At 37.4% G+C, this 26,026-nt stretch carries 28 protein-coding genes; 9 read left to right on the top strand and 19 right to left on the bottom strand.

The window, feature by feature from the left end; translation table 11 throughout:
• The first annotated feature begins 236 nt into the window (after positions 1 to 236).
• Together MKZ14_RS10655 and MKZ14_RS10650 are read left to right on the top strand one after the other, a co-directional pair.
• On the top strand, positions 237 to 1,082 hold the full coding sequence (locus tag MKZ14_RS10655; RefSeq protein ID WP_339280927.1) for a copper amine oxidase N-terminal domain-containing protein: 846 nt from the start codon (positions 237 to 239) through the stop codon (positions 1,080 to 1,082).
• Positions 1,083 to 1,174: 92 nt separating this feature from the next.
• Positions 1,175 to 1,348, top strand: a complete 174-nt coding sequence (locus tag MKZ14_RS10650; protein ID WP_016994055.1) for a hypothetical protein — start codon at positions 1,175 to 1,177, stop codon at positions 1,346 to 1,348.
• Between the two features lie 49 nt (positions 1,349 to 1,397).
• Here MKZ14_RS10650 and MKZ14_RS10645 read toward each other — a convergent pair whose 3' ends face one another.
• The 3 genes from MKZ14_RS10645 to MKZ14_RS10635 all read right to left on the bottom strand — a co-directional run bounded on the left by MKZ14_RS10645 (position 1,398) and on the right by MKZ14_RS10635 (position 2,825).
• Complete coding sequence (locus MKZ14_RS10645; RefSeq protein ID WP_333004128.1) at positions 1,398 to 1,781, bottom strand: VOC family protein; 384 nt, start codon at positions 1,779 to 1,781, stop codon at positions 1,398 to 1,400.
• A 51-nt stretch (positions 1,782 to 1,832) separates the two neighbouring features.
• Entirely contained in the window at positions 1,833 to 2,111 is a 279-nt protein-coding gene (locus tag MKZ14_RS10640; RefSeq protein WP_036079349.1) for a metalloregulator ArsR/SmtB family transcription factor, read from the bottom strand.
• Positions 2,112 to 2,333: 222 nt separating this feature from the next.
• A complete protein-coding gene (locus MKZ14_RS10635; protein WP_016994056.1) occupies positions 2,334 to 2,825 on the bottom strand; it encodes an Lrp/AsnC family transcriptional regulator in 492 nt (163 codons plus the stop codon).
• 206 nt (positions 2,826 to 3,031) lie between these two features.
• On the opposite strand from MKZ14_RS10635, the gene MKZ14_RS10630 reads away from it, so the two are divergent.
• Positions 3,032 to 3,907, top strand: coding sequence for a DMT family transporter (locus MKZ14_RS10630; protein ID WP_312125516.1), 876 nt, complete (start codon positions 3,032 to 3,034; stop codon positions 3,905 to 3,907).
• 47 nt (positions 3,908 to 3,954) lie between these two features.
• On the opposite strand, the gene MKZ14_RS10625 is transcribed toward MKZ14_RS10630, so the two are convergent.
• From MKZ14_RS10625 to MKZ14_RS10615, 3 genes are all read right to left on the bottom strand, one after another.
• Positions 3,955 to 6,201, bottom strand: coding sequence for an ATP-binding protein (locus tag MKZ14_RS10625; RefSeq protein ID WP_333004129.1), 2,247 nt, complete (start codon positions 6,199 to 6,201; stop codon positions 3,955 to 3,957).
• A 74-nt stretch (positions 6,202 to 6,275) separates the two neighbouring features.
• Positions 6,276 to 6,572, bottom strand: coding sequence for a hypothetical protein (locus tag MKZ14_RS10620; RefSeq protein ID WP_333004130.1), 297 nt, complete (start codon positions 6,570 to 6,572; stop codon positions 6,276 to 6,278).
• Entirely contained in the window at positions 6,529 to 7,026 is a 498-nt protein-coding gene (locus MKZ14_RS10615; protein WP_333004131.1) for a hypothetical protein, read from the bottom strand. The genes MKZ14_RS10620 and MKZ14_RS10615 overlap by 44 nt, the downstream gene beginning before the upstream one ends.
• Positions 7,027 to 7,386: 360 nt before the next feature.
• Between MKZ14_RS10615 and MKZ14_RS10610 the strand changes: the two genes are divergently transcribed.
• A complete protein-coding gene (locus MKZ14_RS10610; RefSeq protein ID WP_333004133.1) occupies positions 7,387 to 7,899 on the top strand; it encodes a GNAT family N-acetyltransferase in 513 nt (170 codons plus the stop codon).
• 50 nt (positions 7,900 to 7,949) lie between these two features.
• On the opposite strand, the gene MKZ14_RS10605 is transcribed toward MKZ14_RS10610, so the two are convergent.
• The 10 genes from MKZ14_RS10605 to MKZ14_RS10560 all read right to left on the bottom strand — a co-directional run bounded on the left by MKZ14_RS10605 (position 7,950) and on the right by MKZ14_RS10560 (position 19,325).
• Positions 7,950 to 8,174 carry a hypothetical protein gene (locus MKZ14_RS10605; RefSeq protein ID WP_333004134.1) on the bottom strand — a complete coding sequence of 75 codons (225 nt, stop codon included), beginning with the start codon at positions 8,172 to 8,174 and terminating at the stop codon, positions 7,950 to 7,952.
• Between the two features lie 245 nt (positions 8,175 to 8,419).
• Complete coding sequence (locus MKZ14_RS10600; protein ID WP_333004136.1) at positions 8,420 to 8,758, bottom strand: hypothetical protein; 339 nt, start codon at positions 8,756 to 8,758, stop codon at positions 8,420 to 8,422.
• Positions 8,759 to 8,831: 73 nt separating this feature from the next.
• Positions 8,832 to 9,368 carry a TlpA disulfide reductase family protein gene (locus tag MKZ14_RS10595; protein ID WP_333004138.1) on the bottom strand — a complete coding sequence of 179 codons (537 nt, stop codon included), beginning with the start codon at positions 9,366 to 9,368 and terminating at the stop codon, positions 8,832 to 8,834.
• Between the two features lie 117 nt (positions 9,369 to 9,485).
• On the bottom strand, positions 9,486 to 10,679 hold the full coding sequence (locus MKZ14_RS10590) for an MFS transporter (RefSeq protein ID WP_333004140.1): 1,194 nt from the start codon (positions 10,677 to 10,679) through the stop codon (positions 9,486 to 9,488).
• A 343-nt stretch (positions 10,680 to 11,022) separates the two neighbouring features.
• Positions 11,023 to 11,625 carry a histidine phosphatase family protein gene (locus MKZ14_RS10585; RefSeq protein ID WP_333004142.1) on the bottom strand — a complete coding sequence of 201 codons (603 nt, stop codon included), beginning with the start codon at positions 11,623 to 11,625 and terminating at the stop codon, positions 11,023 to 11,025.
• A 19-nt stretch (positions 11,626 to 11,644) separates the two neighbouring features.
• Positions 11,645 to 11,983, bottom strand: a complete 339-nt coding sequence (locus tag MKZ14_RS10580) for a hypothetical protein (RefSeq protein ID WP_016994068.1) — start codon at positions 11,981 to 11,983, stop codon at positions 11,645 to 11,647.
• A 215-nt stretch (positions 11,984 to 12,198) separates the two neighbouring features.
• Positions 12,199 to 13,884, bottom strand: a complete 1,686-nt coding sequence (locus tag MKZ14_RS10575; RefSeq protein ID WP_339280926.1) for a methyl-accepting chemotaxis protein — start codon at positions 13,882 to 13,884, stop codon at positions 12,199 to 12,201.
• 638 nt (positions 13,885 to 14,522) lie between these two features.
• On the bottom strand, positions 14,523 to 17,315 hold the full coding sequence (locus MKZ14_RS10570) for an ATP-binding protein (protein ID WP_339280925.1): 2,793 nt from the start codon (positions 17,313 to 17,315) through the stop codon (positions 14,523 to 14,525).
• The gene (locus MKZ14_RS10565; protein WP_036078932.1) at positions 17,308 to 17,670 is read right to left on the bottom strand and encodes a response regulator; all 363 of its coding nucleotides are present in this window, start codon (positions 17,668 to 17,670) and stop codon (positions 17,308 to 17,310) included. The genes MKZ14_RS10570 and MKZ14_RS10565 overlap by 8 nt, the downstream gene beginning before the upstream one ends.
• A gap of 23 nt (positions 17,671 to 17,693) precedes the next feature.
• Positions 17,694 to 19,325, bottom strand: a complete 1,632-nt coding sequence (locus MKZ14_RS10560) for a diguanylate cyclase (RefSeq protein ID WP_339280924.1) — start codon at positions 19,323 to 19,325, stop codon at positions 17,694 to 17,696.
• A gap of 242 nt (positions 19,326 to 19,567) precedes the next feature.
• Between MKZ14_RS10560 and MKZ14_RS10555 the strand changes: the two genes are divergently transcribed.
• Positions 19,568 to 20,047, top strand: coding sequence for a DUF6530 family protein (locus MKZ14_RS10555; RefSeq protein WP_016994140.1), 480 nt, complete (start codon positions 19,568 to 19,570; stop codon positions 20,045 to 20,047).
• 20 nt (positions 20,048 to 20,067) lie between these two features.
• Positions 20,068 to 21,444, top strand: coding sequence for an MATE family efflux transporter (locus MKZ14_RS10550; RefSeq protein WP_312125494.1), 1,377 nt, complete (start codon positions 20,068 to 20,070; stop codon positions 21,442 to 21,444).
• A gap of 272 nt (positions 21,445 to 21,716) precedes the next feature.
• Here MKZ14_RS10550 and MKZ14_RS10545 read toward each other — a convergent pair whose 3' ends face one another.
• The gene (locus MKZ14_RS10545; protein ID WP_339280923.1) at positions 21,717 to 22,511 is read right to left on the bottom strand and encodes a PhzF family phenazine biosynthesis protein; all 795 of its coding nucleotides are present in this window, start codon (positions 22,509 to 22,511) and stop codon (positions 21,717 to 21,719) included.
• A gap of 155 nt (positions 22,512 to 22,666) precedes the next feature.
• Here MKZ14_RS10545 and MKZ14_RS10540 point away from each other — a divergent pair, with 155 nt between their 5' ends.
• Positions 22,667 to 23,824: a Ger(x)C family spore germination protein gene (locus tag MKZ14_RS10540; protein WP_333004157.1), complete on the top strand. Its 1,158-nt coding sequence runs from the start codon at positions 22,667 to 22,669 to the stop codon at positions 23,822 to 23,824.
• 32 nt (positions 23,825 to 23,856) lie between these two features.
• Here MKZ14_RS10540 and MKZ14_RS10535 read toward each other — a convergent pair whose 3' ends face one another.
• Entirely contained in the window at positions 23,857 to 24,381 is a 525-nt protein-coding gene (locus tag MKZ14_RS10535) for a GNAT family N-acetyltransferase (protein ID WP_339280922.1), read from the bottom strand.
• Between the two features lie 226 nt (positions 24,382 to 24,607).
• Between MKZ14_RS10535 and MKZ14_RS10530 the strand changes: the two genes are divergently transcribed.
• Together MKZ14_RS10530 and MKZ14_RS10525 are read left to right on the top strand one after the other, a co-directional pair.
• A complete protein-coding gene (locus MKZ14_RS10530) occupies positions 24,608 to 24,913 on the top strand; it encodes a hypothetical protein (protein WP_036078924.1) in 306 nt (101 codons plus the stop codon).
• A 413-nt stretch (positions 24,914 to 25,326) separates the two neighbouring features.
• Positions 25,327 to 25,524 carry a hypothetical protein gene (locus MKZ14_RS10525; RefSeq protein WP_009371305.1) on the top strand — a complete coding sequence of 66 codons (198 nt, stop codon included), beginning with the start codon at positions 25,327 to 25,329 and terminating at the stop codon, positions 25,522 to 25,524.
• Positions 25,525 to 25,532: 8 nt separating this feature from the next.
• Here MKZ14_RS10525 and MKZ14_RS10520 read toward each other — a convergent pair whose 3' ends face one another.
• The gene (locus MKZ14_RS10520) at positions 25,533 to 26,018 is read right to left on the bottom strand and encodes a hypothetical protein (RefSeq protein WP_339280921.1); all 486 of its coding nucleotides are present in this window, start codon (positions 26,016 to 26,018) and stop codon (positions 25,533 to 25,535) included.
• Positions 26,019 to 26,026: the final 8 nt, after the last annotated feature.

The following is a 26,026-nucleotide window of genomic DNA, read 5'->3' as shown; positions in this document are numbered from 1 at the left end:
CTAATAGCGGTGGTGATTTTGTGTTATTTTATTTCAACTTCTTTACTTTGATATCTAGCAACACGATGGTTTTAATCTAAATGACACACTGCGAAATCAAGTCCAAAATATTGATGATGATACACAACCTTTTCCAGCCAAAAGAAAAAATAGTAAAGTTTTTATTATATACATAAGAATATTATGGTAAAATTTCCGATGGTGGTAAGTGTTAAAGTATAAGGAGGTTATATACCATGAAAAAATTTTTTACAGGGCTATTTTTAACATCTACATTATTTGTAGCAACACCTGCTGATGCCGCAACGACACAAATCAAAATCGACGATGTTGTGGTAAAATCTGATACAGCACCCGAGCAAAAAAACAATCGAACAATGGTGCCATTACGAGTGATCAGTGAAAATCTTGGTGCGCAAGTTCATTGGCAGGATTCCCAAATCACCCTTACAATGGATCAAACAACCATTAAATTGAATCTTAATAACCGAACAGTCATTAAAAATGGTGAAAAAGAGCAATTGGATGTACAACCATACATGAAAAACAATCGCACCTATGTACCAATTCGCTTTATTGCTGAAACATTCGGCAGCCAAGTGCATTATAATGATGGCACAGTGAATATTACGACTGAACCATTGCTAATTGAAGATGAAAAAATCAAGGTGCTACGCTATGAATACCATATGACAATGGGCGGTGTCATTCAGGACATCAAGGGCAATGCCTATCACCAAGCGCTTTTCAAAATTTTCCAAGAAAAGAAAGGCGACAAAGTTGAGGCTCCAAAAGAATATTATTGGCACTTCAATTTAGAAGCACCTGGATCTTATTATAAGCTCGGCCAATTTGATTTTATGAGCCATGATCAGAACAGTGTCAAACAATATGATATCTATACATTAAATCAACCTTTCCCTGAGGAACTATTACAGGGCTATCCTAAAGTTCTCCTACATGATGCAACAGAGGATAACTGGTATCTATTCTCTGAACAAGCTGTAAAGGCAATTCAGCAGCTGATTAATAGCGCAGATAGTAACGGCTTTAGCAAAATAATTAGTAATACAGTCGCTTAAATAAATTTTTTTATGGCAGCTATACACAACATATTCTGTAAGAAAATGTGCAAAATATTCATATCAACGATTGATTGATGGAGGTTTGCCTCATGCAGAAATTCCTGTCATTAAGTATAGCGCTACTATTCCTCTTATCTGCTTGTTCGTCGGAAGAAGCTCCGCCCAGCGAGGAAGCAGAAGCCAAAGAACAGACCGTAAATGCGCAGCCAAAAGAAAATTTAAACATTTTGAACGATGACAAAGATTGGGCAATGGCTGAGTAATGAGAAAAGCGTGTTTTGATATTTTTTTATCAAAACACGCTTTTATACACTATTTTTGTATAATCTGAATAAGGTTGCCACATGTATCATTAAAAACTGCTAGTGTGACTTCTCCCGCTTTTGTCGGCTTAATTGTAAATTCAACGCCTTTCTCCAGTAGGCGGCTATACTCCTTTTCTAAATCACTAACGCCAAACATTGTTGCTGGAATGCCATCAGCGAAAATCTTTTTTTGATAGTCCTTTGCTGCAGGATGCTCATCTGGCTCAAGTAATAGCTCAGTGCCCTCTAAATCATCAGGTGACACAAGCGTTAGCCATCTATGTTTTCCTACTGGGACATCCACCTTTTTTACAAACCCTAGCTTTTCCGTATAAAAGGCTAGTGCCTTTTCCTGATCTTGTACAAAGATACTGTTGACAATAATATTCAATTGATTTTCCTCCTTTTGAGTCGTTTAAGAAGCATCCTTCACATGTAAGCTTTACTCTACCCATCCTTTCAGTAAATCTTTAAGGGGTTCCTTATTGAAGAAAATGACTCGATATTTTCCCTTCCGCTGTGATAGGACGAGTCCAGCACCCTCCAATACAGAGAGATGCTTAGCAATCCCCTGTCTCGAAATTGAAAGCTCATGTTTCATTAGAAGACGCACCGTCAGTTCATACAACGTCATCTCTTCACACTCAGCTAGTTCATCTAATATAAGTCTCCGAGTCGAGTCCGCAAGTGCTTTAAAAACAGCGTCTTTATCCCAATTCATAGCTTGATTATAGGCAACTAAATGGTTGCATGTCAACTATAAGCAACTTATGGGTTGCATGATTTTTGTGCGTGTGATTGCTTTATTTGAAGCAGGGCTAATCTCTCGTGAGCGGGGTTCTACTGATTTAGAGCGGCTGCTAACCTTTCATGAGTAAATTTCACCACTCTAAAATAACAAAAGATCCTCATGAATACTAAAAAACAGCAAGCCTGAGTTAACTCACTCAGGCTTGCTGCTTTCTTCGATAGGTAATACCGTAGAATATTTAATTTCCCGTAAGGATAAATTCGTTTGAATTCTAGAAATGCCAAGCTTATTTAATTTTCGGATGAATTGATCTAAGCCTTTGCGGTCTCGAATTACGACCTTTAACAAATAATCATAGGCACCCGTTAAGCAATGACATTCCAAAATTTCGGTCATTGTTTTCAAGCTGTTTTCTAACTCCTCTATTTCCTTTTCCTGATGAATATTTGTGCTCATAAAAATATAGCACAATAAATCAAAACCTAGCTTTTCCTGATTTAAAATCGCCACTTGTTGATCAATATAGCCTTCATTTTCTAGGCGTTTTACCCTTGTATGGGTTGCTGGTGGGGACAAATTCACCCGTCTAGCTAATTCCGCATTGCTAATCTGAACCTCTCGCTGCAAAATCGCTAAGATTAGCAGATCCACATTATCTAATCCTTTATTTTTTATATCCTCCATCGCTTTCTCCTCTTTTGATTATTTTTAGATAAGTAAGTTTTTAGCACGATTTCAAAATATTATTTCAATAATCGTTAAATAACTTTTAATTATTTCGAATTTATCCATCTATACAAAATATTATACTGACAAACCACCAATAATGCTATGATTCTTATTATATATGAAATTAAAAGGAGTGTTCCTATACTGTGGCAAAATTTTATATGGGCTTAATGCTCGTCACAAGCTTACTATGGGGAGGCAATTTTGTTGTGGCTAAGACGCTAGTGGCTCATGCTTCTCCAATGACATTAACGATGGCCAGATGGTTAATTGCGGTAATCGTCCTTCTACCGTTAGTTTGGTGGAAAGAGAAGAAATTGATTCCTGCTAAGGCCGCTCTTGTGCCATTATTCCTGATGGGCATTACAGGTGTTGCCTTGTTTAATCTATTTCAATTTTTAGCGTTGGAACGAACAACATCCACGAATGCTGGTCTTATTTCTACAATGAATACCATGTCCATCGCCCTTTTTTCCTTCGCCTTCCTGAAAGAAAAAATAAATGGCTTACAGCTTCTGGCGATGGTACTCTCTTTAATTGGTGTCGTTCTTGTCCTTTCAAAAGGAGATTGGCAGCTGTTATGGCACTTCCAATTGAATACAGGAGATTTATGGATGGTGGCAGCCGTTTGCGTATGGGGACTTTATTCTGTATGTAGTAAGTGGGCTATGCAAACAACCTCTCCGTTAATGGCGACATTGTATGCAGGTTTGTTTGGGGTACTCATCCTAGTCCCATTCACGATTACGGATTTTACCTTCTCCGAAATCGACTCCTCTTTCATCCTTTCGCTTCTTTATACAGGGGTCATCTCTACAGTAGTTTGTATGGTATTTTGGAATATTGGCGTTCAACAATTAGGTGCCACCACCTCTGGTATTTTTCTAAACTTTAATCCTATTTTTACAGCATTGCTCGCCTTTTTATTTATCGGTGAACAGCTAAGCTGGCTGCAAGGCATTGGGGGAATCATCGTGATTTTGGGATGCTACTTATTCACACATTTTAAAACGAAGACGCCTCAGGCTGTGCTTTAAATTCATATTTTTCAAACATGCAAATAAATAAAAGATGCATTCCCCTCTTAATACTTATCGAGAGGCAATGCATCTAATGGTGTTTTTGCTACTACAACAAACGAAACCGACGTTCCTTCGTGAAGCTTGCTTGTAATACGTAAGCCTTGACCATAATGGTGTTGCAATCTTCTATGGGTATTGATTAAACCAATACTGCTGGATGAACGTTCTTTAGGCTGCAGTAGTTTTGCCAATTGCTCTTCATCCATTCCGACGCCATTATCCGCTACGGTAATTTCAAGATGGGTATCAACATTGATCATACGAATATGTATCGTTCCCCCCTCAGAACGCTTTAATATTCCATGCTTTAATGCATTTTCAATTAATGGCTGGATAGTCAGTGATGGAATAAGTACATTTGTCTCGGCCTCTAGTTGCCATACAACCTGAATACGCTTTCCAAAACGCTCCTGCTGAATATAGAGGTAGGCTTGAACCAATCTAAGTTCATTTTCTAGTGGAACAAGTGCTTGACCATTTTGAAAATTATAGGACTCTCTTAAAAAATCGCTCAATGCCTCTACTAATTTACTTGTCCGCTCACTATCTAATTCGCTTAACGTCAATATGGCATTTAACGTATTAAAGAGAAAATGCGGCTCGATTTGTGCCTGAAGCCATGCAGCCTCCATACGATGTAGCTCTTGAATGGAGCGCTTCACCTTTGTTAACGCCTCAACACGAGATCGTAGCTCCAAGGCATCCACAGGCTTGACGACGTAATCATTGGCCCCTGCTAAAAAGCCATTTTCAATATCATGGGGTTGACTGCGCGCTGTCAACAATAAGACAGGTAAATCGGTCATTGTAAATTGCTTGCGAATGCTACGTACTAACTCATATCCAGACATTTTCGGCATCATCACGTCTGATATCACTAAATCCCACTCCTCAGACAAAAGGCATTTAAGAGCCTTCAAACCACTTGTCACAGTCACCACTTCATATTTTTCATTCGTTAATATCGTTTCGATTACTCTTAAATTTATGGGCTCGTCATCTACGACTAAAATGCGGGGACGGTTACATACTGTTAAACGCTTTTTCTCCACGTCTGACTGTTCAACTACGCTTTCCTGTTTTTTGTGATTCTGTTCTTTCTCATAGGTACCTTGAATCTCTGCTTCGTCCGATAAAGGTAAGGTAAAGGCAAAAGTTGAGCCTTGCCCTACTACAGATTGTACCTCTAGTGTTCCCCCATGTAATTCAATAAGCCGTTTGCTAATATTGAGCCCTAGTCCAAATCCCCCTTCGACTATGGTCTTACTAATGGTACCTTGTTCATATGGCTCAAATATACGCTGCATTGTCTCCGCATCCACACCAATGCCAGTATCTGCTATAACAATTTTAGCCATACCCTCTCCTGTCGTATAGCCTGATAGCGTAATAGCTCCTTCATCGGTAAACTTTACTGCATTATGTACTAAATTAAAGACAATTTGAATCACTCGATTTTCATCTGCTAATACCTTGTGAAAGTCCCTTGGAATTTGGTTAACAAAGTCAATCGGCTTCCCTTCAATCATAAAGCGAAGCATATCTAACACTGCCTCGACAATTGTGTGTATGGAAACAGGACCTAGATGAAGCTTTTTCGTATTTTCGTTTAGACTCATTACATCAAGTAAATCATTTAACAATAAGGACATGCGTTTGCCAACAGCTAGCACCGTTTCTAAATCATTGACACTTTTATGAGTAAGAACGGCTGATTCACGCTCTAACACGGCTTCTGACATATTGATAATACTATGAAGTGGATTACGCAACTCATGAGAAGTACTAGCTAAAAATTCATCCTTGAGTCGATTTGCCTTTTGTAGTTTATGTGCAAATTCTTTTGTATCGGCATGTACTTTCACATAATCCTTAAACCACAATGTGGCTAAACAGGCAATGGTAATAATCAAATCAAATGGATACGATATCACCTTAATCCCTGTAATAAGCAGCAAGACATCCCAAAGAATGCTGTTGACAAAAGCAAGGATGGCTAAAAGTAGAAACACATTATGACGTATATCTTTTATTGTCCTTCCTAGCATTAATACCAGTGTAATAACAATAGGCACAGCTAAAAGGACAATATAAACACCTAGCATTGTGACAGCATAACGTGTTGGTAAAAGAATCGCCAATACGACTGCACAAGCACAAACAAGGGCAAAACCCTGTTTAGCACGATGGATATGGCGGGGTAACCATGGATCAATACATTGGAGCAGTGAATATCCAATGCCAACCATCGAAAGATGAACGAATTTAAAGCCCCATTCATAATTGATTGGAAACCAAAAAGAGAGAAGCTTATCATCACTCCCTAAAAGGTAAAAAACATAATACTAATGGTTAGAACAGAAAAGAATAGTAAACGTCTATCCTTATTGCCAAGTAAGTACAGAATAACAGAATAGATAGCATGTAAGATTAACACAACTGCTACTAGAAGCTGCATCGTGATAGATAATTGTGTTTCCCGAAAAATCATCTCTTCTTGTCCGAATTTAATGGAACGTACAATCCCCCCATTCCGTGGGTCTTGAAAGTTCGCAGCCTGCACGATAATGTCGATTTCAAATACGTCCTTTTGTTTCAAACGAAGCGGTAAACGGTACATTTTTGGCAACCGTTTGCTGTCGATTTTCACCTAGTTCTCCTGCAGCCGCAATTAAATGTCCATCCACATATATTTCTGCAGCACTACGAATACTTGGTACTCTCATACTAAATGTAAAAGCTCTTTCAGGGTCTATCAATAGTTTCAAATGATAAGAACCATAACCATATGGTGTCCATTCATCCTCTTGAAAAATTTCGTCCCAGCCATCTGGAACCTGTATATATGTCGTGGACGTCGGAGGATTGTCCTTGTCCATCAACCAGCCAGACGGATAAAATAACCATTCCCCATCTAATGTAAGCGTGCGATGTTGGAAATCGAAATCTCGTAAATCCATTTGTCCCTTTTCAGCATAGGGTTGATGTGACTGTATAAATAATTGCAACCATAACAATCGCGAGCCTGTTAACAATAAAATAAAGAAGATAATAATAACTACCATCTTTTTCATAAGCGATCTTGGCAAAAGGTGATGTTTTAATGAATGCCGTCATAGTGTCATCCGTACCAACCTTTTTTATAAAACATCAGAAAGGCTAATGGATAACACCCCCTTTTTTAGTGGATGGCTGAAAGAAGCAAACCAGTATTCATGTCTGTCCTGATCCAACACTCTTTTACAAAATACACCTATTCACTTTTGCCTATTTCACCTCCTAGGTCACGATCCAATGATGAATAACATCTGTTCTATGAACGCAACCATTGTACTAATCGCACATCTACACCTCCTGAACAATTAAAAACAGGTGAAATTAGCGCTAGACTACAGGTATAATAAAATAAAAAAGTAAACTAGATTGGAGATACCATGAACATTCGATTAGAAAAATTAACAAGGGATGATTTTGAAAACTTATTTGCTTTTGAGGTTAAAAATAGGGCGTATTTTGAAAAAACAGTACCAAGTCGAGGGGATGACTATTACCAATTACCAAATTTCATAAGAAAAAACGACATGCTATTAGAGGAACAAGCACAGCAGCTATCCTTTTTCTATCTAATAAAAAATGAGCTTGAAGAAATTATAGGCAGAATCAATGTAATCGATATTGATAAGGATCAACGATTAGGTCATATCGGTTATCGAGTGGGAGAAGAATATAGTGGAAAAGGGGTTGCCCATACAGCCTTACAATTAGTCTTAGACCTTATGCGCCAGCAAGGCATGCTCATCATTGAGGCACAAACAACGACGAACAATAGAGCCTCTCAAAAAGTATTAGAAAAAAACGGCTTTAAACAATTGGATAGAAGCGGAGAATCATTTGAAATGAATGGTCAAAACTTCACTTTTACTTATTATCGGTGGAATAAATCCTAGAATGATCTGACAAACCATATTGTCAGATCATCCAATTTAAAAGCATGTGTCTAGTCTAATGAAACACCTTTAATCGCTGTTTTCAATTCCTCTAAGCTCTTAATCATTTGCAGTAAAGAATGATATTCAGCTGCATTCAAGGGGTCACCATGCATTGTTATGTATCTTTTGATACTACTTTCCATCGTTTGAATTTCTAGCATAGCTTTCGATTGAACGTCAGGTGCTTGCTGTCTACTCTTCTCTGTATTTTGTTGGTTTCGATTTTGGGGCACTGCGGTTTGATAACTCCTTTAACATATCGTATACCTCCATAGATATACATATTTTGCATGACAAATTACTAATAATGAAAGGTAATTCTAGTATAATAGTTATCCTTTCATTCCTTTCTCATTGTAAAAATACAATTATTGAAGCCTACTTTATAATATAGCACGCTACAAATTCTATACAACGCAAAAAAATCAAAATGAGCACCTAGCCATCTTGATTTTTTGCATGTGAAAGCCAATAACTTTCACACCTTTTGTGGTGGAATAATGCCTGTTACAAGTAAAATAAAGAATACCAATCCAATAAGGAAAAATAATAGTGACGCTATAAATACGGGGCCAAGTTTAACCTTGAACCGTTCCCGCTCATGAATGATCCCTGTTTGTGCACTCACTTGGGATGTATAAAACCTTGACATGGCTCCACCGCTACTCGAAAAGTAAAACGTTCCTAAGGTAAAGGCAACGCCCGTGAAAAACATCACTTCGATAAATCGCACAGAGAACATTGTGGCAACCCAATACGTCAACGATATTTCTACAATCCATGCAATGATGATAATAAGAATGTGTTTCCGTGGCATTCAAAGAGCCCCCTTCCCTTTTTCTTTAACTTCTTCTACGCAACTTTTTAGAAGAAGTTTCATTTTTCTGTTCTTAGAGCTCATCAATCAACTGTGTTAATTGTTGTTGAGTGAGTTCACCTTTCACGCTGTGCTGTAATTTCCCTTCTTCATCAAAGATAAAGGTACTAGGATAATTCATCACTTCAAACGTTTTCTGTAGTACTCCCTCTTCGTCTAGGAAGATAGGAAACGATAAATCATAGGTGTCCTTAAATGCTGCCGCCTTCTTATAGCTATCATAGGCTGTGGCATTAATGGCTAGTAGCTCGACATCCTTTGATTTTTGTTGATAGAATGCCTCTAGTTCAGGTGCTTCCTGTTGACAAGGTCCACACCAGGACGCCCAAAAATTCACTACTACTATTTTGCCCTTATAAGCTTCAAACGTTGTGGAGGATTGATCTAGCTTAGTTAAAGCAGTTTCATAATTAATTTGTTTTGTGCCATCCTCCAAAACAGTCATAGCGGGTGTAAGAGTTGCTTGAAAAAAAACATTTTTTAATGCCACACCAATAAAAATTGCGATGATAAGTGCTGAGATAATAAAACTTATTTTTTTACGATTCATACTACTTCTCCTTTTAAAATATACAAATATTTGTATATTTTACCATACTATCAACTAACAGGATATAAACTTTTCCTAAAAAATAGCCCCTACTCTGAAAGTAAGGGCTACTCTTTCTTACGTGAAAGATGTTTTATTTTTATAGGCAATCACACTTACGAGAAGTAGCAAACTAGCTGAAAGGAAAAAAACAACTCGTATCCCATACCATTCTGACAACATGCCCATCATGAAAGATGAAAGGCCGAATACCCCTGTCACAATGACATTCAACGATGTATAGACCGTTGGTAATTTCTCCTTTGAGATACTTGTTTGAATGATGGTTTGCTGTGGAATGTTTTTTAATTGCCCACATAAGCCAATCAGTAAAGAACAGAGTAACGCCATAAATGGTGTGATACTCACCGCAAAGCATAATGTAAAAATAGCGGATAGCAGCGCACCTCCACTTATGAACATAGCCTTTTTACGCTCAATAAATTTGGTCCATTTTAAACAAATCATACTGCCTATGATCATGCCAATAAAAAAAATGCCGTTGAGATAACCCCACCATTGAGAAGAAGCCTGCAATGCTTCTTCTACAAAGACAAGTAAAATCGCTGCGACCCACACTGCTCCTGCCATCGATTCCAGTAAATCCATACGTGCAGCTACTTTTAGTACAGGCGTTTGATGGATGGATTGCCACCCTTCCATAATTAACGACCATTTCTTTGTTTGTGGACGTTCCATAGGTGCCACATCTGGTAGAAGCTTTAAAAGCAAGGTTGCGATGAAAAAAAGGACGACAACACCCCATATAAGCCGTGATGGTGTAAAGAGAAGAAGCAAGGAACTGCCAACAAACCAAGAACCCACTTGAATGGATTGGATAACCGTTTCTGCAATGCTATTTGCTCGTAATAAATCCCTTTCTTCCACATAATGAGGCAGCAAGGATTGACGAATAGGGTTGGCACAGCCATCCAAAAACGCAACCATCGCAATCAATAAAAACACAAGGACAATCATCGGCTGGTCACCTACCCATTGTACATACAAGGCGAGGCCCAAAATGACAGCGGTTTTAACGCCCTGAGAAATGGTTAGCAATTGATTCAATGAGATTTTCGCCGTAATAAGAGGTGTTAGCAGACTGGAAATCAACATACAAGTAGTAATAATAAACGGTACGAAGGAAGTAGCAATCGCCGAGTTGGTTAAACGATAAATTATACTAATCACGCTTACAATATAGAGAATATCGCCAATATCCGCTAAAGATTGACCTGTTAATAAAAGTGAAAAAGATCGGTTTTTAAACACGTTTTATCCCCCAAAATTAAGATTTTATTTTTTCTTGGGAGATTTTTAAATTGGACGAGCCTGCATGTCTGAACTCCTTTTTACGCCTAGTTGAAAAAAACAATGGGGGATTTCATTTTTTCCATTTCTATGCGTGATTTTGATCGCCTTGCTATTAATTTCAAGAAAATTCTAAAATATTACTCTTATTTTAGCATTACAACAGCTTTGTTGCCAGCACACAAAAAGACCAAGTATCCTCAAAAAATTTGAGCCCTGGTCTTTTTGTGAAAAGTGAAACCTACTAGTTTGCTTTAGTGTTTTGTATTCTACTAGTACAGTAGTCGTGCCAGCTTGGCAAAGGTTACACATTTTTGAAGAAAATTTCGCAAAACATATTTTCCTCATTTAATCTTTGAACCGTATTAAGTTGTACGCCTTCAAAAATGCACTGATAGATATCCGGTTTAGATGTATTTTTCCAAAAATCATAGCCATAACGGGTATCGAAATAATGTAAGATGATTGCCATAATATTACCATGTGTACCGATGACGATTGTTTGACCTGCATATTTCTCTAATAGATGAATGATTTCTGGCATGGCTCGATTTAGGACATTCCTGCTCGATTCTCCACCCTCCAAACAGTAATCGAGGTCTTGAAATGATTTTTTTATCGCTTTATCTATTTCTTCGGCAGGAAGTTGATAAGCTCCCTTTAACTGTTTTTCTCTTAAACTTTCAATTATGCGTATCTCCAGCTTGTGATCATCAGCCAATCCTTGGATTGTTTGAATAGCTCGTGTATAAGGACTTGAAACAATCACATCTATGTTAAATGAATGGAGCACTGTCGTTATTGCACTCGCATCTTCCTTACCCTTTTTAGATAAGCCTCTTGTCCGTTCCTTTCCAAAGAGTAATGGTGATTCTGCATGTCGAATCATTAAAACGGTTGTTTCCATTGCGATCCCCCTTGCCTTATTACTTATCTGCATATCTCCTCGCAAAAGTGGAAGGCTTATAGAATACCTTGTATGTATCGGCAAGCTCTGCTCTCACCCGTTCTGTTAGCTGCATTCCTTGCTGATTAAATCGGTCTTCTAATTCAACGCCATGCGGAAAAATGCCATCATTCTTCCAATCAATCCATTCTCCATATTGTCGAATCCATATTTCTAATTCGTGTTTTAATGGAGCTGATAGTGGGACATCCTCTATATTTAAATTACAAAAACAACGATGACACCAAATTGGGTCTGCCCCTATATCCCCTTCTACTCTTAGCTGATCGGTCATTTGTGATGGACATGCACATTCCATGTGTGAGTCGACTCCTTTAACTAAATCTGAACTTACAACAATACCAATAATACCCTTTTAAAAAGGATTTATCAAAACGAGTGAATTATAAAATCCACGTCATACAAGAGGGGAAACAGTGTATTGGATTGATCTAAGTCATGAGATGCGCAATAAAAAATTGTATCCAACACTTAAACCAGGGCTCACCCTTTTGATGAGACCTGGTTTTATGCTTAGTTAAGCTTAAACTGTCCTACCTGACTATTTAATTCTTCCGCCATTTTTGCAAGCTGATTGGAGCTATTCGAAATTTCCTCCATCGCACTCGAAGTTTGCTGCATTGTTGCGGAGGTTTCTTCCACCCCTGCTGCAGATTCCTGAGATATCGCAGCAATTTCTTCGATGGCTTCATCAATTCTTACAGAGTTTTCTACTAGCTTATTTAAATTTTGAGAGACACTTGTAATGTTTGTGGCCATCTCTCTAACAGCCTGATCAATCTCGATAAATGTTTGATTTGTTAAAGAGATTTGTTCTGTCCCTTGCTGTACCTCTTCATAGCTACGCTTTAAAGAATTTGTGACATCATTGGTTTCCTCTACAATTTGCCCAACGATGAGTTCAATATCGATAACAGACAATGACACCTGCTCTGCCAATTTACGAACTTCTTCTGCCACTACGGCGAAGCCCTGACCTTGCACGCCTGCCCTTGCCGCCTCAATCGCTGCATTGAGTGCCAATAAATTCGTTTGTTTGGCAATATCATTTATAACAACGACTAGCTTGGAAATATCCTGAGATTTATGATTTAATCCCTCTACCTTATCTACTGCATCATGGACGATGGCATCAATCTTTGTCATTTGATTAGTAGACGCTTCAATTAAATGTTGACCTGAATTCGTGAGAGAAAGTACATGATTGGAATTACTCTGTACGTGTTCACCATTTTGACTTGCCTCATTCATTCGAATGACAAAATCACTCATTAGATTGGATAGGTCACTCGTATTATTTGCCTGTGATTCTGTGCCCTCCGCAATATCATTCATTGTCAGTGCTACCTGCTCGGTTCCTGACTTTATTTCGATGGAAGATTGTAGAAGTTGTTCACTGTGTGCAGCCACCTCATTGGACACATCTTGAATTCGCTGAAGCATGTCCTTCATTTTTCCATTCATCATATTGGTGGAAACACTTAATTCTCCTATTTCATCTTTGGCCTTAATGGTTAGCATCTCATGGCTTAAATCACCCTCCGCAATCAGCTTCACTCGTTCAGAAATTTGCTGAACAGGTCTAGAAATTGACAATGCAGAAGTGAGACCCGCTCCAATTGCTAATAATACAACGATACCAAATGCCACTATACTAATTGTATTGAGACGGTCATTATTCTCTATTAATGTTTGTCCAGCCTGACGAATCGACTCCTCGCGTGAGCTTGCCAATGCTTCAAAGCCTTCACGCACTGCCCTAATTTCATCCTCTTTACTAATTAGGTTTTTAACGGCTAATTCAGGATTGCCTCCTTCATAGATTGGAAAGACATTTTCCTCCACATATTGACGCCATGCCTTTGCTCTTGCCGCAACTACCTCCAGTTCTGGCGATTCAATTATTTGACGAGCTTTTTCCACGTTTGCTAAAGACAATTTTGTATATTCTTCATATGTATCTTTGTATACTTTTTCGCCTGTTAATACATACCCTCTGGCAGCACCAATCCTCACCGAAATGGAGTTGGCTAAGTGCTGATCGACGATGGACAATTCCAGCTCACGATGCACCATATCTTCAATCTCTTTATTCATTTTGATATTTGAATAAATGATATAACCACTTTGTATCATAATCCCTATTAGAATGACGAAAAATCCAAATAAGATTTTTGTTCGCAATGATTTGAACTTCATAACGATCCCCTCTTTTATTCAATAATAAACCTTTAAATGAAAATTTTTACACTATTTAATCTAGTAATACTTTCCCTCTGCGTAATCAAGGGAATAGGCCTCCATTTCTACCATGGATCAGTTAGCGTTCTTATTATTTTTACTTTTTATTGATGATATTTTTACTTTTCCACAAAAAATCACTATTATAATCTTTAATATTCATAATTATTTCACCACCATCCTTAATAAATAGGCACATCCACATAATTTCTAGGAAATTAGAAATAAACATGCAGTATTTTTATAAGGATTATTTTACTTCAATTTTCCTAAATTAGAAAGGGTTTAAATTAAATTTTTTAATAGATGAATTTTTATACATTAATTTAATTAACACTGCAATACTAAAAAAACCAGGTACTGTTGAACAATACCTAGTTTAATAGAGAATTTTTATTCTATTTTGAGGTAGCCGTTTAAAGATTTTTTATGAGACTTATATTATAGAAGCAGCGACATGCTACTATGAAAACTATCACTTTTTTACTCTATACTACTATAGTATCTAGGAAAATATTTTACAGGCTAAATGATGTAAGCTATATTATGAGCTGTTCATCATTACGCTACTGAACTCATAAAGCTATCCTATCATATTATTTCACAAACAGTTTAGATATTTCTTCAGGTGGATATGGCTTGGTTAAGTATTTTTTAATTTGAAATTGGTCCACCATTTCTTTTACCTCATCTAATGCTGAAGATATAATAATTGGCAACTCTTTTGTTTGCTCTCTTTTCCTTAGTTCACGGACTAAATCCCAGCCGCTCTTTTCTTCGCCAAGCATTATGTCAATCACCATACCAAGTAAAGGCGTATTGAGTGTATCTTCAAAAGCTTTTTTTGGGTCATGATGATGAATCACGGTAAAGCCCTTGCTTTTTAGCTCTTCTGACAACAGTAAAGCTAAGCTTAAGTCATCCTCGACAATCATAATGTTTAAGCCACTGCTATCCTCCATTACATCCTCTTCATCGAAGGTGATACTGTTATTTGCAAGTGGTAAAGTAAAGTACACAGTAGTACCTTGTCCTTCTTCGGATTCTATCCATATTTCGCCTTCATGCTTTAAGATGATTTCTCTACAAATGGAGAGACCCAGTCCAGTCCCTCCTATTTTACGTCTAAGACTATTATCGATTCGTTTGAATTTTTGGAACAACTGAGCAATATCCTGTTTAGGAATACCAATGCCCTCATCTTTTATACTCACTTGAATTCTATTATTTATGTTTTCTAACAAAATCTCCACATCTCCCCCTTGTGGAGAAAATTTGATAGCATTCCCTATTAAATTAATAAATAATTGAACGAGTCTATCTTGATCTGCATTGACATAGACCTCTCTTGCCTTATCAATTAGATGGACATTATGCTTTTGCTCATGTCGGAATCGATTGACAATTTCAAAGGCTATTTCATTTAATTGTAGTGTCTCCATGTTATATTGCTGCTTGCCTGACTCCATTCGCTGTAAATCCAAAAAGTCATTTATAAGATTGGTTAGGCGTACCGCTTCTCTATGAATTGTATCGATATATTTAATTTGTCGTTCGGGTTTTATCGTTTTCGTTAACAGCAGCTCTGTAAAGCCAAGTACGCTTGATAATGGCGTTCGCAGCTCATGACTTACCGTACTCACTAATTCGGATTTCATTTGATCTACTTCATATTCTCTAGTGATATCACGATGTACAAAAATTGTACCTACCTTTTCCTGACCATCAAAAAGACAAGTTGCATACACCTCAACAAAGATTTCATGTTCAATCGTCATACAATAGCGGTATTTTCGAGTATCCTGAAAGCTCTCCATAATAGACGCCTCTAAAAATTCAATTAATTCATCAGGTTGGGCACTACATTTTTTGAAGTGCTGGAGCCAATCCTTTTTAGGGATACTTGTTTCCGTTGTCAAGTTAAGGAAGCTGACAATGCCACATAGTGCTCTATTGATAAGAACGGTATCGCCTGTAATAGAAACTAACTGGATGCCCTCGTTAACATTATCAATAATCGTTTGATTTAACGTCCTCGACTTTTCTACCTCTTCATACATAAGAATGCGTTCAAATGCGATGGACACACGATTTAATAGCCCGTTTAAACTATCTATTTCCCGCTCATTATGAGGATGTCCCTCTCGTGTCGCCATTAAAATAGCGACTAGCTCTCGTTTAGAATTAAACACGGAAGAATACAAGTCATAGGCATAATAAGACTCTTGTGCAATTCCCTTTTCTTTCGCTGTCAATTGACGTTTAATAACAAAGGATTTTTCCTGCTTTAATCGTGCTTGTTTATCCATGTCAAAATTCTCGACTAGGGCTGCAGCAGATTGGTGTGATAAACCTTTCGTCGCATACACATTGCCCTCCATCCAATAAAGCACACTCGTATCATATTGATAAATGTCGTTTAAATAATTATGGAGATTATCGATTAGTTTCTGTTTATTTAACGTAAACGTCAGTACATGATTTAATTGATTATACTTTTCTAAATAATTTAATGAATTTTGTAATTGTAATTGATTTTCTTGAAGCTCGTCCTGCTGCGCTAAAAGCTCCTCATTTTGGGTTGTCAGTACCTCTTCCTTATCCTGAATAGAGAGTATCATTTTAAGAAATGAGTTCGCTAAAATGCCTAACTCATCTTCCTTTTGTACAAGATTACCTAAATCAATAGATTTCCCTGACGCCAAAGCGTTTGTCGCAAGTGTTAATTGTTCAATTGGTCGAATCATATTATTCAGCACTCTTCGTAAAATGACGCCAACAAAGAGGAAAATGAGACCGCTGATCATTAACGAAATAAAAGTGAATAATTGCCCCTGCTCCACTGTCTTGCTAAAAATTTGGTTTAAGGAGTGGTCTGTTTTTTTCTTATAGGATTTTGTATAGGTAATAAATTTATTGACAAGGTCATTTGCTCCGCCATTCGAAAGCTCTCTCAAAGCCTCATAATCCCCCATCTTGGCAAAGCTTAACGCTTTTGGGAGAGTAACTGTTTTATAATTATAATGAAAATCAACTAGCTCATTATAGAGCCCTCGTTCTTCTTCCGTTAAATCCAGTTGCGAAAACTGCTGTAATAGAACTTCGAAATTCTCCAAATTTTCATACAATAGCTTTAATTCCTGCTCATTTTGAAAGGCATAGTAGCCCCTTGCTCGAAAAAATATGCCATTAAAATTTTCTTCCAATTCATCCACAAGCATTGATTTTTCATACATTTGCTCTCTCTTCTGCTGTAAGGCATTTTGACTTGCATTGACTACGACAAGAAAAGCAGCAATGATGATTAAAAAGCTAACAACAAGAAAAAGCAGCATTTTAAAGAATTGGCTGCGTATACTTTTATTCAGCAAGGGTGTCGACTTAATCATTTAATATGTCCTCCACCAAATTCATTAGCTTAATGGGACTAAATGGTTTTGACATAAAGTAATCGGCCCCTAAATCAAATACCTTTTGACGATCACTTTCCTGTGATTTAGCTGTCAGCATGAGAATAGGCATCGACTTTTTAATTTCTTGTGGGAGAAGTTCAATCACCTCAATCCCTGTTAAATTCGGCATCATATAGTCGAGTATCATTAAATCGTAGGTGCTTTCCTTCAGTTTCTTAAGGGCTTCTTCGCCATCCTCTGCCTCATCAATATCAAACTCTAAGTCTTCTAATGTTTCACGTATTAACATGCGTAATATTTCTTCATCATCTACTACTAAAATTCTAGCCATCTTGTCTTTTTCTCCCTTTCCCATTAAAGAAACATTTGATGAATTAAACGAATAATACGTTCCGATACTTCAGCCACATTAAATGGCTTCACAATATAATCGTCTGCCCCATTAATTAAAGCTTTCATGACGTATTCTTCCCCCACACGTGAAGTGAGCATGGAGACGATTACATCACTTGAAGCATGCTGCTCTCTTATCTTACTAAGCACCTCGATGCCGTCCATTTGCGGTAATATCCAATCTAATAAGATAATGTATTTACATTGAGGGTCATACCAATTGGATTCCAGAAAACTAATGCCATCAGGGAAGGCCAATGTTTCAATCCTATAATCCTCATTTTCCTCCAAATGCTTAAAACGATTGGTAATTAGATCGCGAATAATATACACATCATCGATGACAATGATCTTGATTTTCGCTTTTCTTTTCTCCACAGCAGCTACATGATCAAAGATGATCGTCTGATTTCTCCCTAATTGCTTGGCCGTATAAAGTGCTTGATCTGCCTCTTCTAGCATCTTTTTAGGATGTAAATTGGAAGAAGTGGCTTCCACGATTCCACTAGAAAATGTAACATGAAAATTTGTTCCATTTGCTGTAAATATCTTTTTCTCCATAGAGGTACGAAGTTTTTCAATAAAAATAAATGCCTCTTTATTTGTTGTACGAGGCATTAAAATTACAAATTCTTCTCCCCCATAGCGACAAGCAATTTCCTCATCTCCTTTTAGTTCCTTCACCAATGAAGCGAAACCCTTGAGCACCTCATTCCCCATTAGGTGACCATATGTATCATTTACTTTTTTAAAATAATCTAAATCGATAATCGCAATTGAAAAATGCTCTTTGTTTTGCTGATGGTATTTAATGAAAAGCTTCATTTGAGATTCCATAAATTTACGATTATAAATTTGGGTTAATTCGTCAATGACGATGGCCTGCTCTAATTCTCTTTTATAGGCTAAGCGATTGGAAACATAAGCGATTAATAGCTCTTCATCGATTGGCTTCGCCATAAAATCCATAGCCCCCATCTCCAATGTACGAACGCGATTTTCTTTACAATCATTACTACTAATCACTGTCACAAACATGAGCTCTTTTTTCGTCTTTTTAATATTGTCTAAAATTGAAAAGCCACTAGAGTCAGGAAGCATGATATCTAAAAACACAATGGATGGTTGCAATTCATAAATTAACGCTAATCCTCGTTCGCCATTATGAGCTGCAATGACAGAGTAGCCCTTTTTCTCTAAAACATTTTTTAAATAGGAAATAAATACAACATCATCATCTATAATCAGAATAAAATCTTGTTTTGCTGGATTTTTAATGATGGTTGCAGGATGTTCCATATTTTGTGCCCTTGAATCATTTTCTTGATAAAAATGTACGCTTTCTATAAAAGGAGCAAGATACTTTTTCCATTCAGATTTGGTCCATTGCTTGTTACGATCTCCAGTCAAAAGCTCTAGCTTTTCACTAGCAATCGAAGTTAATTCATGTAAACCGATTGATCCAGCTGTGCCTTTTAACGTATGTAAAAATGAATAGAGCTCGTCTTCTCTAACAAAGTCACTATTATCCCATTTTTGTAAATTTTCACATATACGTGTATAAACCATTCGGTGATATTTAGCTGTTTCCATCCTCTTTCTCTCCAATCAATCATACTTCTATAAATTATAACTTACTATTTTGTAAAAACCATTGCAGAATTTGAACGTTTATTGTATTGAATTGGTTACGCCAAGCCCCTATTTAGTTGCTCCCAAAAGAAAAGGTTCCAACTTTCCGCTTTTCGATTGACTTATAGAAGCGTGAATGCTAAATTTACTAAAGCAGTAATTTACTAAATTACTAAATTTGAAATGATAAGGAGTACGGATCCATGAAAATTCCAACACATTTAAAACATAAACCTGTCATCGTGGCCGAAAATTATGCCAATATTGATGGGCGCACGGCTTATCAAACAGATGCACAAGGGCTTTCACTTGGTCTGGCCCAATGGAATGATCGAGGAAAGGTTGATATTTCTGCGAAGGTTTGGCGACATACAGGTGGCAAATGGTCTCGCCAATCAGAAGAACTTCCCCTCCATCGCGTGCTTGATCTCGCTATTTTAGTGTGTGAAACAGAGCTTTATTTTAAGGAGGCTTATCGTCATGAGCATTTATATGATGAAGAAAACCCCGTGATTAATCGTGTAGGCTTACAGGGAGATGCTATGACAGTGGAAGTTTGCACAGAAAATGAACAGATTAAAGAGGATATTCAGCTTTTTCAGCAAGCACTTAATAATGATGGTGAGCTCATTGGAGAACGCCTACGCACACTATCAAGAATCTTAAAAGAAATGGGTTATTAAAACTCAAGAGGAACTTAATTATGAACGAACAAATGTTACAGGATGATCAACAGCTACGCAAAGCTTTTTTTAATTTCTTAATTCCCGTGATGCTAGCGAATGTGCTGCAATCTGTCGGCCAAGTTTTTGCTATGTTTATCGTCGGACGCAATTTAGGGGTCGATGCCCTAGCAGCCATTTCGGCATTTTTTCCCTTTTTCTTCTTTTTAATGGCCTTTGCGATTGGCATTGGCTCAGGAAGCTCTATTTTAGTCGGGCAAACATTTGGAGCTGGTAATCATGCCAAAATGAAAGAGGTTGTTGGCGTAACACTCGCCTTTACAACCATTTTATCCATTGCTGTCGCGATTTTTGGTGGCTTTTTCATTGAATGGATTTTACGCTTTATGCAAACACCTGCGAATATTTTAGATATGAGTATTAGTTATGCCCAAATACTTTTCTTCACGTTACCGATTATGTTTTGGTATTTGGTGTATACAACCTTTATGCGTGGAGTCGGTGATTCCAAAACACCATTTCTATTTTTAGTAATAAGTGTCGTGTTAAATATTGCCTTCCTACCACCTTTAGTATTTGGATGGTTGGGGTTGCCTGCGTTTGGCTTAAATGGGGCTGCCTATGCTTCCGTGTTATCAAACCTGGTGACAATGATCCTATTGTTAGCCTATTTGCATAAAACAAAGCATTTACTACGTTTTGATAAAACAATTTTACAGCATTTTAAATTAAAAAAGGATATTTTAACGTCCTTATTAAAGCTAGCCATTCCATCTAGTATTAGCATGGTTGCCATTTCAGTGGCCGAAATTGCCGTTATTGGCTTTGTCAATGCCTATGGTTCAGATGCCACTGCCGCTTATGGCGTTGTCAATCAGGTAGCTAGTTATGCTCAAGTCCCAGCTATGAGTATTGCCATTGCTACATCTGTCTTTGTAGCACAGGCGTTAGGGGCCAATTCTACGGAGATGATTAAAAAAATTCGACAAATGGGTGTGCGAATTAATTATCTTCTAGGTGGGGCCATCATACTCATTATGTATCTGTTTGCAGAGCCTATTTTGGCTTTCTTTATTGATTCACATGAGACTGTGCTTATTGCCAAAAATTATTTATATATCGCCTTTTGGAGCTATTTAATTTTTGGGCACACACAAACTGTATCTGCCACTATGCGTGCTACAGGTGTCGTATTATGGCCAACCATCTTCTTAGTCATTACAATTTGGGTTGTACAGGTGCCATTAGCGTTCCTATTATCTCACTATACATCTCTAGAATTAAATGGCGTTTGGTTAGCCTATCCAATCACCTTCTGCGTCCATTTCATTATGCAATATGCATACTTCAAGCTAGGCTGGCAAAAACGAACATTAAAAGCTATGCTAAGCGAATAAATCGAGGAGGGCATGCCATAGGTGCATGCCCTCTTTTTATTATGGCAACAAAATAACCAGGCACTCAAAATTGAGCCCTGGTCATTTTGTGAAAAGTGAATGTTACTACTTGCTTTAGTTCTTTTGTATTCTACTAATAGAGTAGTCGTTTAATATTGAAAAAGGTTACAACAAATTTTTAATTTTTTTCTCGCTTTTTCTAATGGGAGTAATTACCAAAATATAGAAAATGAACAATTTACTTTGAATACAAATCTCCTTCTAAACCGTATCTAGATGTTTAATTCCCCATTCAAAACTTGAACTGCTGCGCCTGCAATCAATACCTTGTCGTGATGAGGTGTCACATACATTACACCTCCACGTTTAGAAAGCTGCTTGCTGACAAGTTGTTGTTTGGATAATTTCTCACACCAATATGGACCTAGTGCACCATGACTTGAACCATTTACATGATCCTCGTCAATGCCTTGGGCTGGAGAAAAAAAGCGAGATACGATATCAATGCCTTCTTCCTTCGACTTGCTAGTTAGACATATTCCTCGAACAGGAAACTGCTTCATCGCAATAAAGTCAGGTTCAAAGTGTGCGATTTGGTCTTCATTGCCTACCTCCACGATAAAATCTAATTCAGTTCTCCCTACAAAGACGGGCTTACACCCTAACCAGTCCTCCAATGCTGAAGGACATTCCATTTCAGCAATTGGATACGTTTTGATGGCGATTTCCACTCGTTCATGTTGCCACTTGGCATGTAAAGGACCACCTGCTGTATGAAATGTAATTGTATGCTCCTTTGTTACAATTCCTTGCTGCCAAAGCACAAAGGCACTAGCAAGGGTGCCGTGACCACAAATGGGTATTTCCATATGTGGCGTAAACCATTTCAGCGAAAAATCAACCTGTCTTTTTTCAATAAAGGCTGTTGTTGGGACAGGTATCTCCTGTGCAATTTTTTGCATGGTCTCCTCAGAAAATTTTTCATCTAATAGACATACTGCTGCAGGATTCCCTTTATACAGCTCATTCGTGAATGTATTAATTAGACAATATGAAACACGAGTCACAATCTCACCTCCTTGCCTCATCATATCTGAAAGTTGTCTCATTGGATATAATTTTCCAAATTTCATTTCCTCAGCTAGCACTTTATAAAAAAGCCATCTTTTGTCTAAGCTAACACTATAAAATACAACTGTAGAGCAATTCGAGTGGAGAAACCATGAAAACTTATTTCAAATTTTTATTGATCATCGGATTGACGACCTTACTCGCTGGATGCTGGGATATTACGGAGCCGCAAAGAATGTACTATATAAATGCAGTAGGTGTAGACTACCAAAACGACGAGTATATTGTCTATTTACAAGTGATTAATTTCGCCGATGTCGCGAAATCTATACAGCCTAGCGCAACGGTGGCGCCTGCTGAAGTGGGGCGTGCCACTGGAAAAACAATAGAAGAGGCGATTTACAAATTGTATCGCTCCTCGGATCAGGAAATCTTTTGGGGGCATATGCGGTTTATGGTCTTTTCGGAGCAAGCTATGGAGAATGAACACATTATTCCAGTCATTGATACATTCATACGCTTTCGCGATACAAGGTATCAAATCTGGGTATACTGTACAAAAAACCCAGTCGAAGAAGTACTGCTTGTCACACCTATTTTAAGGAATTCATTATCCTCATCAAAATTAAGTAACCCCATCAACCCAACAGAACAAGAAACATTTGTTGAACCAAAAGACTTAAGAGATGTTGTCATTGGTTTAAATGAGCCAAGTCATGAAGTAACAATTCCCTATGTGTCCATTAAAGAGGTTTGGCAAACTGATAAGGAGCAAATAAAGGAAACCTATTTTTCAGGGGTTGGTGTCCTGTCGAAAGATGGCTTTAAGGGGTTCGTGCAAGATACTGCGGCGCGCGGCAGTCAATGGATGCATAACTATACGAATCGTGGAGAGATTACCTTTCAATTAAACTCAGATGACCAGGACGAACTAACGGTCAGTATTGAAAAAATACATGTCGATGTGAATCCACATGTCAAACAAGAGGATGTAACATTTGAAGTTGAATTGAGAATTAATGCGACCATCAATGGTTTTAAAGGGAACGTCACCGAACAAGAGCTGAAAGAGCTTATTATTAAAGAAGTGAAAAAGGAAATTCAGGATACCTATAAAGAAGGCTTAAAATTAGATGTCGATATCTTTCGTTTGTCTGAATATCTCTATCGCGATAACGTCAAGGCTTGGAAAAAGTTTGAGAAAGATGGGAAAATTCCATTATCTGAGGATTCTATTAGTAAAATTGATGTGGAAGTAGCCAAAATCAATCCAGGTCGAAAAACATTTACAGAAACAATAAAAAAATGACCAGATGCCGACGTAGGTATCTGGTTAACATTTTATTTTATGAGCGAGTAAATATAAGTATCGTGTGGCACATTGTTTTGATGCATATATTTTTTTAATAGCCCTTCTTGGTCGAAGCCTATTTTTTGCAATAGTAGATTAGAAGCTTCATTTTCTTTAAATACAATGGCGCCAATCCGTAGTAAATCCATCTCTTCAAAACCATAGGAAATGGCTCGTTTCACAGCTTCTTGAGCATAGCCCTTGCCCCAATATTCAGGAACAAGTGCGTAGCTGATTTCTGCTCTTCGATGCACTATTGACCACTCTTGAAAGCCGATTGTACCAATAATTCCTTCTTGATCCTTTAATGCAATGCCCCATTTAATACCCCGTTTTAGGGCGAAATTGTTTGCGAAATTTTGAATGATTTGCTGCACTTGAACTAAGCTCGTTAAGGGTTGTTGTCCATAATGGCGCAAAACTTCAGGATTCGAAAAGCAATCAAGGAGAGCTTGTCCATCAGAACTCGTCAATTCTCTTAATTCTAATCGTTCAGTATGTAATATTGGAAACATCGTATACCTCTTATCTCGTGGATTTATTAATCCAAATTTTACATTTGCCAACTAACTATTGCAATCTTTATTTCCATTTGATGCCACTTTGATAAAAAGGATGAAGATTCCCACAGCAATCTAGAGATTCTCTCAACAAACCTTCAACGAGTTCTCAACACACGACTGCATAAAATTGGCCTATTTGCCCACAATAAGTCCTAAATAGTAATGAGAGGTGAACGGAATGGAACACTTTCCACTAATACATACAAATTTTTGGGATGCCGTCGTTGCAGTCCCTGTTGTTATGATTATTACCCAGCTAATCAAGAAAATGTGTCATATAAAGCCTTTTTGGGTTCCAAGCATTGCATTAATTATCGGCTTACTCATTTCCATTTTCATCAGCCACCGACATAATCTTCTTGCTGGACTATTCATGGGCTGGTTTTATGGCTATGCAGCAATTGGGAGTTATGCTTCCTTAAAAACTTCTTATCTTACCTATAAACAAAAGAAACGAAGAAAACAGAAGAACACTGCTCCTTAATGGTAACAATTGCACCTACATGCACAAAAGTTTATACTAAATTTTAACAAAAATACTTAATAAATTTTATACTAGTTAAGTTGCCTTTTGACAAACAATGAATTGGAGAGGAGGAAAAAATATTTCAGAATGAGATCTTACACCTGAAGAAATCGATGCTATTTTATGACAACAGCAATCACTTTTGAATTAGAAAAAGAAACAAAAGCTGAAACATCGAACAAATAATCAACAATTAAAGCAATTGCTAGAAAATTATGCTACTTACACTGTCTATATTAATGATAATTCAGCCGACAGCATTTTCTATTCTTTTTACCAAAGAAAAAAAGTTTATTTACAAATATCAACGACATTCAATTTCTAATAATTCGCCCATGAATGTACACGCTAGAAAACGGAGGAAAATCAACGTGTCTAAACTCATTACGTTTACCTTTAATACGAAATATACCGATCAAATTCAGGAAACATTTTCGTTTGAACAATTAGGGATTAATGAGCAATTACCTAGCGATGAAATAAAAAAACAAATTGATCATTTATTTAAAAATTGGGTATGTGATCGTCTCAACCTATCCTATAGCATCGTTGTAGAAGAGAATGAATGACCGTTGTATCACCTTTTACTTTTGAATTTCTTTACTTGTTCTCGCAAAGTGGTAATGAACACTCGGATTTGTTCCATCGTCACAATAATACATAATGCAGGCCCACATTCTCTTGCACCATGATGATTCTTCTCATAAGCATCTAGTACAAATACTAATTTATAACGTTGCTCTGCTTCCTCCCTCTCCTCTTTAGGAATTTGAAAGATACCGTATCCAGGAAAAAAATATTCACCATAATGAGGGATATGATAGATGCATAGGCCAGGATCATGCGGCTCCAGCATACTTAAATAAGCAGGCTCCAATTGTGTTATGTCTTCTAATAATTGAAGGAAATCTCTTTTTAAACAATAAATCTCCGTATTTATCGCTGGGAAAGCTGGCCCAAAGCGAAATTCAATACGAAACTTTACACTTTCCTCGTTCACCATTAAAATATTTAGCTCTACCTCACAACTAGGATGACGCGAATCATCTTTTAAAATTGCCACTATACCGC

Origin of the sequence: Lysinibacillus sp. FSL P2-0066 (assembly GCF_037969495.1) — a bacterium.
Taxonomy (GTDB): domain Bacteria; phylum Bacillota; class Bacilli; order Bacillales_A; family Planococcaceae; genus Lysinibacillus; species Lysinibacillus boronitolerans.
This window is presented reverse-complemented; position numbering and strand designations above follow the sequence as displayed.

Excerpts from the sequence above, each read along its gene's own strand:
- MKZ14_RS10550 (WP_312125494.1), top strand. The coding sequence starts at position 20,068 with ATGAACGAACAAATGTTACAGGATGATCAACAGCTACGCAAAGCTTTT.
- MKZ14_RS10535 (WP_339280922.1), bottom strand. The coding sequence starts at position 24,381 with ATGTTTCCAATATTACATACTGAACGATTAGAATTAAGAGAATTGACG.
- MKZ14_RS10635 (WP_016994056.1), bottom strand. The coding sequence starts at position 2,825 with ATGGAGGATATAAAAAATAAAGGATTAGATAATGTGGATCTGCTAATC.
- MKZ14_RS10580 (WP_016994068.1), bottom strand. The coding sequence starts at position 11,983 with ATGGAATGTGCATGTCCATCACAAATGACCGATCAGCTAAGAGTAGAA.
- MKZ14_RS10650 (WP_016994055.1), top strand. The coding sequence starts at position 1,175 with ATGCAGAAATTCCTGTCATTAAGTATAGCGCTACTATTCCTCTTATCT.
- MKZ14_RS10640 (WP_036079349.1), bottom strand. The coding sequence starts at position 2,111 with ATGAATTGGGATAAAGACGCTGTTTTTAAAGCACTTGCGGACTCGACT.
- MKZ14_RS10615 (WP_333004131.1), bottom strand. The coding sequence starts at position 7,026 with ATGAAAAAGATGGTAGTTATTATTATCTTCTTTATTTTATTGTTAACA.
- MKZ14_RS10575 (WP_339280926.1), bottom strand. The coding sequence starts at position 13,884 with ATGAAGTTCAAATCATTGCGAACAAAAATCTTATTTGGATTTTTCGTC.
- MKZ14_RS10625 (WP_333004129.1), bottom strand. The coding sequence starts at position 6,201 with ATGGTTGGCATTGGATATTCACTGCTCCAATGTATTGATCCATGGTTA.
- MKZ14_RS10630 (WP_312125516.1), top strand. The coding sequence starts at position 3,032 with ATGGGCTTAATGCTCGTCACAAGCTTACTATGGGGAGGCAATTTTGTT.
- MKZ14_RS10555 (WP_016994140.1), top strand. The coding sequence starts at position 19,568 with ATGAAAATTCCAACACATTTAAAACATAAACCTGTCATCGTGGCCGAA.
- MKZ14_RS10610 (WP_333004133.1), top strand. The coding sequence starts at position 7,387 with ATGAACATTCGATTAGAAAAATTAACAAGGGATGATTTTGAAAACTTA.
- MKZ14_RS10600 (WP_333004136.1), bottom strand. The coding sequence starts at position 8,758 with ATGCCACGGAAACACATTCTTATTATCATCATTGCATGGATTGTAGAA.
- MKZ14_RS10585 (WP_333004142.1), bottom strand. The coding sequence starts at position 11,625 with ATGGAAACAACCGTTTTAATGATTCGACATGCAGAATCACCATTACTC.
- MKZ14_RS10530 (WP_036078924.1), top strand. The coding sequence starts at position 24,608 with ATGGAACACTTTCCACTAATACATACAAATTTTTGGGATGCCGTCGTT.
- MKZ14_RS10595 (WP_333004138.1), bottom strand. The coding sequence starts at position 9,368 with ATGAATCGTAAAAAAATAAGTTTTATTATCTCAGCACTTATCATCGCA.
- MKZ14_RS10565 (WP_036078932.1), bottom strand. The coding sequence starts at position 17,670 with ATGGCTAGAATTTTAGTAGTAGATGATGAAGAAATATTACGCATGTTA.
- MKZ14_RS10570 (WP_339280925.1), bottom strand. The coding sequence starts at position 17,315 with ATGATTAAGTCGACACCCTTGCTGAATAAAAGTATACGCAGCCAATTC.
- MKZ14_RS10620 (WP_333004130.1), bottom strand. The coding sequence starts at position 6,572 with ATGTACCGTTTACCGCTTCGTTTGAAACAAAAGGACGTATTTGAAATC.
- MKZ14_RS10540 (WP_333004157.1), top strand. The coding sequence starts at position 22,667 with ATGAAAACTTATTTCAAATTTTTATTGATCATCGGATTGACGACCTTA.
- MKZ14_RS10655 (WP_339280927.1), top strand. The coding sequence starts at position 237 with ATGAAAAAATTTTTTACAGGGCTATTTTTAACATCTACATTATTTGTA.
- MKZ14_RS10560 (WP_339280924.1), bottom strand. The coding sequence starts at position 19,325 with ATGGAAACAGCTAAATATCACCGAATGGTTTATACACGTATATGTGAA.